We start from the raw sequence: 5,089 nt of genomic DNA on the forward strand, positions 1-5,089 counted from the left end.
TGATATTACTGACAAACTGGAATACGGATTTGAAACTCTGCTCCCTCGCCGGGTTCTGAAGTGCAAGAGAGTGAACCACCATGTTTTTCGGTAACGATTTGGTAGCTAATCGACAAGCCCATACCTGTTCCTTTACCCACAGGTTTTGTGGTGAAGAAAGGATCGAACAGGCGACGCCGAACAGGCTCTGGTATACTCATCCCATTGTCTGCAATCCGAATTTCAATTTGATGGGCGTCAACTTGTTCAGTGTGAATAGTAATAGTTGGAGTTGTAATTTGTCCTTGATTGTCCGTTAATGACTCTTCCAAAGCATCGATCGCATTACTCAACACATTCATAAATACTTGATTTAGCTGCCCTGCATAGCATTCCAGTTGGGGCAAATTACCGTAGTGTTTAATAAGCTCAATAGCGGGACGATCTGACTTGGCTTTGAGACGATGTTGGAGAATCATTATGGTACTGTCGATGCCCTCATGAATATTAACAGCTTTAATTTCGGCTTCGTCCATGCGTGAGAAAGTTCGCAGAGAAGCGACAATTTGCCGAATTCGGTCTGCCCCAACCCACATAGAAGAGAGTAGCTTCGGCAGGTCTTCTAGCACGAATTCTAGATCGATCGCCTCTGCTTCTTCCTGAATCTCTGGATGGGGAGATGGGTAATGTTTCTGATAAAGTTCCAGCAGTCTTAGCACCTCTTGGGTGTAACTGTTGGCATGGGTCAGATTGCCAAAGATAAAATTGACTGGATTGTTGATTTCGTGAGCAACCCCAGCTACCAGTTGCCCCAAGCTCGACATTTTCTCGGTCTGCACAAGTTGAGCTTGAGTTTGTTGTAGTTTATACAGAGATTTTTCGATTTGTTCGGCTTTTTCTCGCTCTCGCGTTTCGGATGCTTGCAAAGCTGCATTTTTAGTTTCGAGTTCTTGTGATTTAGCTTCCAGTTGTTCCGAGTAAGCTTGCAGGTTGGTGTAAAGACGGGCGTTGTCGATCGCGATCGAAATTTGTGCTATCAACAGACTCAGCACATTTACCCGTTCTGGGGTAAAAGCACCAGAAATGAGATTATTTTCCAAGTAAATAATACCAGTAAACTTGCCAGAGTGAATCAACGGCAAACACAAAATCGATTTGGATTGGTAAGTGGTGATATAATCATCAGCCCCAAAACGAGAGTCTTTAACAGCATTGTCTAAAACCAGATTGTTTCTAGTTCTTTCGACATAATTTAATAAGGCAACTGGGAGTAAAGGCGAGTTGGTTTTCTCCTCTGCGTTAACAACAACGCTAACCTCCTTACCTATAACTATTCCCGTCGCTTCTAATATCCATTGATTCTCGTGCTTGGCAATAAAGTAACCTTGTTGAGCGCCAGCATTTTCGATGACAATCTTCATCAATTTTTCGAGCAGGTGAGTTAGCACCATTTCTTCTGACAGCACTTGTGCAGCTTTCATCACTGTCATAAAGTCGAGAATGTGAGCGCCTCCTGTAGTCGTAGAGCTTGTTTGAATAGTGTGTAGGTAATTCGTTTCTATTTTTTCTGTGTTTGACCGCAAAATTAATTGCGGATAGCGTGCTTCTAAATCTTTGACTTTAGCAACAGCACCCCAATGGCTATAGGCATAGTAGGCATTGGTCATGTAGGTTTGAGCGATCGCTTCTTTACCCCATGACAAATAGAATTTGGCAGCGAGTTCGTGGGCGATCGCTTCCTCGTTGATATACTCGTTTTCTTTAGCAAGTGCGATCGCCTTGTCGTACATATCGATGGCTTCGATTTTTTCGTCTAAAACCCGATGCCGTTCTGCCTCTACCAAATAGAATTTGTGTAAATGATTCATTGGGGCATAATCCGCCCATTTTTGGATTTTTTCTTGATTAGCTTGGACGCGATCGAGGATGGTCTTTTGCTCTGACTCTGAGCGATCGGCATACACCGCTAGCCGCACTAAAGAATCGTAAAAATTGAATATAGGAACAAGGGGCATTCCTACCACTGCATCTAAATACTTCTCTGCTATCGTGAGATTCTCAATTGCTTCCGAGTAATTTTCAAACCAATAACAAAGCAAAAATTTGTTCAAATATATGTAGCCAACTCCCCCATTGTCGTTTGCTTGCTGGTGCAGTGGCAACCTTATCTGTTCATCGCAGGCTTCACCCTTGAGAAGGCAGGGATTTTCACTTTTTCCCAATAGATTTAAGGTAGCCTGCCAATAGATTTCTATATAGTAAAGCGCTGTTTCTTGCTTAATTTTATGAATAGCATCTCTGTTTCTTGCTATTTCTCTTTCAAGGACAGTTAGTTCTTTACCGCTAAAGTAAGCTAAACAGGAGTACTGTAGTAGACTATAGCCTGCATATTCTAAATCTCCTGTCTCCATTCCGCTAGAGTGACCTGACAGCAAAGGCTCTAAGGTTTCTCTCAGATGCTCTTTCCAATGTCGGATAAATAGATTTACGATGAAAACTGTCTTGGCTTTGATTTCTTGAGCATTTAACTTTGACACTAAATTTAAAGCCAACTGACCAAATTTATAACCTGAATCAATATCTCCCACAATGGCACAAAGAAGAAAACCATAATTGGCATAAGCAAAGGGAGAAACGGTAGCATTACCATATTTGACGGATAATTGTACTTGTTTGCACACCGTCAAGGGCAACAGTGCAGGAGCAACAATATATGCAGGAGCAAAGATACTTGACAAAAGTCTAATAGCTGCTAATTTATAGCGATCGCTCATTTGAGGTAGGTCAATTAAATCCTCAATTTGCGTTCCACTCAAAACTGCCGCAGTGTCCGCCAATCCTTGCCCAATATCTGACGCGTTCGGTTCTTGAGGAAACTCAACCCCTAACAGCTTTAAAACTTGTAGCGCTGTGTTAACCGCTTCTAGCAGCCTGTTCTGCGCCATATAAGCTTGCATCTGGACTTCATACACTTTAATTTTGTCCAGTAGCGTCACAGCACAGTTTTGTACGCTCTCAAACAATCTCTGCATTTCTTCAAAATCACCGCTCAAAAAAGCTGCCTCTGCCGCTTCTGAGTGCAGTGCTAATGTCAGTTCATATTCACACTTCCAGCTTTCTTCTGCTAACAATCCCAAAGCAACTTGCAAATATTTTATGGCGGAATCGTGGGCTGTGGCTGCCTTTGCTCTCTGACCGGCGATGAGGTTTAGTTCTGCAAGTTGATATTTTTCTGCTTCAGATATCAGTAAATCAGTACCGTAATTGAGTTGATTAACTAAAGCAAATATATTTTCTTTGCGTTCTTCTGGTGTCGTATTTTGCAGCAATAATTGACCAATTTTCAGATGCGTTGCTTGCTTGCGATCGTCGGGAATTAGAGAATACGCCGCTTGCTGTACGCGGTCATGTAAAAACTTGTAATCAACTTTGACATCAGTTAAATTAATTCCGTCAGATTCTTCCTGACTAAAGACTAAGGGAATTTTGTAATCCTGATTTAACGGCAGAATTAACCCAGCTTGCAGGGCTGACCACAATTGCGCCGCAGTGGTTAGAGAAGATACTTCGTTGACGATCGCTAATACATCTAAGTTAAAAGTATTACCAATACAAGCAGCCAGTTTCAGAACTTGTTGCGTTTCTAATGAGAGTTTGCGAATATTTCTCGCTGTCAGTTCAACCACATTCAGATCGGTAATACCAATCGCTTGAATATGTTGAATATTCCATTGCCATACTCCTGAATGGAAGTCGTATGTTAGTAAGTCTTCTTGGTGTAGCGTTTTCAGCAGTTGTGTTAAGAAGAAGGGGTTTCCTCCAGTTTTGTGGAATAGTAATTCTGCTAGTGGCTGACTGTGTTCTACGTGATTCAATGTATCGCCAATTAACGCTTCCACATCCGTTAACTGCAATGGTGACAAAACGATGTTATTCACCACCGCACCAGAAGATTGAATTTTGGACAAACTCATCATCAATGGATGGGTGGGCGACACTTCGTTATCACGGTATGCCCCGATTAGCAATAAATATTTGCGCTCAGTATCCGTCATCAATAACTCAATTAAGTTCAATGATGCCGAATCTGCCCACTGCAAGTCATCCAGAAAGACAACTAAGGGATGGTCTTGGTTCGTAAATACCCCAATGAATTGCCCAAAAACGCGATTGAAACGGTTTTGAGATTCTGTCGCTCCCAATTGTGTTACAGGTGGCACAGTTCCAATAATGAGTTCGACTTCGGGAATCACATCAATAATGACTTGCCCATTTTCTCCCAACGCAGTTAACAGTTTCTCTTTCCACTCTTGGATTTGGGCAACGCTTTCGGTGAGTAATTGCTGACTCAAAGATTGGAACGCCTGAATCAACGATGTGTATGGAATATTGCGCTTGAACTGATCGAACTTGCCTGCAATGAAATAACCCCTTGCCCCGACAATCGGTTTATGAACTTCATTGACGACACTCGTCTTGCCAATGCCCGAATAACCGGAGACGAGCATAAGTTCGCTGCTACCATTTGCTACACGCTCAAATGCAGTCATTAATGTTGCTACTTCTGCTTCGCGTCCGTAGAGTTGTTGCCCAATCAAAAAATGCCCAGATTTGTCCCGTCTTCCTGGTACAAAGTTTTCAATCTTGCCAATCACTTGAAGTTGAAACAAGCATTCCTCTAAATCCGCTTTCAGTCCCCAAGCGCTTTGATACCGCTCCTCTGCTGTTTTCGCTAACAGCTTCAAAATAATTGCACTAATTGCCTCTGGCACATCTTCCAGAACACGACACACGGTTTCGCTACAGGGTGCGACTGGCATTTTGGCGATGTGACAGTGGATCAACTCCATCGGGTCACTAGCATAAAACGGCAACGTACCAGTTAGCATTTCATACAAGGTGACACCCAACGAATAAAAGTCGGTGCGATAGTCGCACACCCGGTTCATTCTGCCTGTTTGCTCAGGTGACATATAGGCAAGTGTACCTTCAAGCAAATTAGGATTGCTCAAAGTAGGATTTTCTCGATCGAGGCGGGAGGAGATACTGAAGTCAATCAGTTTGATTTCCCCTGATTCGGGATTAATTAAAATATTATGCGGCTTAATAT

Annotated in this window: 1 protein-coding gene; it reads right to left on the reverse strand. The window is 42.6% G+C overall.

The window, feature by feature from the left end:
- Positions 1-5: 5 nt before the first annotated feature.
- Positions 6-5,089: trifunctional serine/threonine-protein kinase/ATP-binding protein/sensor histidine kinase (locus tag IQ229_RS12505; RefSeq protein ID WP_194044120.1), on the reverse strand; the 5,084-nt coding region annotated here is incomplete at its 5' end.

This window comes from Nostoc cf. edaphicum LEGE 07299, from assembly GCF_015207245.1.
Taxonomy (GTDB): Bacteria; Cyanobacteriota; Cyanobacteriia; order Cyanobacteriales; family Nostocaceae; genus Nostoc; species Nostoc edaphicum_B.